Origin of the sequence: Burkholderia sp. SIMBA_062, assembly GCF_046534765.1 — a bacterium.
Taxonomy (GTDB): Bacteria; Pseudomonadota; Gammaproteobacteria; order Burkholderiales; family Burkholderiaceae; genus Burkholderia; species Burkholderia ambifaria.
In genome coordinates, this window is sequence record NZ_JAWRYD010000132.1 from 1 (window position 1) to 387 (window position 387).

Annotated in this window: 1 protein-coding gene; it reads right to left on the bottom strand. The window is 71.1% G+C overall.

Going from position 1 to position 387, the window contains the following annotated elements:
* Window positions 1-387: SDR family NAD(P)-dependent oxidoreductase (locus SB786_RS35720; protein WP_410731504.1), on the bottom strand; the 387-nt coding region annotated here is incomplete at both ends.

Genomic DNA, 387 nt, shown 5'->3' on the forward strand with positions numbered 1-387 from the left:
CTGCGCGAGCATCGCAGGCAGCGCACGGCGCGTGCAGAGAAACACGCTGCGCAGATCGACGCGCATCATATCGTCCCACATCTGCGTGGTGAGATCCACGCAGCGCGCCTGCGTCAGCATGCCCGCATTGTTGACGAGAATGTCGATGCCGCCGAACGCGCCGATACAGCGATCGACGATCGCGTTCGCGGACGCCTCCTGCCCCACGTCGGCGGTGACGGTTTCGACCTGCGCGCCGAGCGCGCGGCACGCGTCGGCCTGCGCTTCGAGGCGCATGGTGTCGAGGTCGGCGAGCACGAGGCGCGCGCCGGCCTGCGCATAGGCACGCGCAATCGCGGCGCCGATGCCGCTCGCCGCGCCGGTGACGACCGCGCGGCGGCCGTCGAG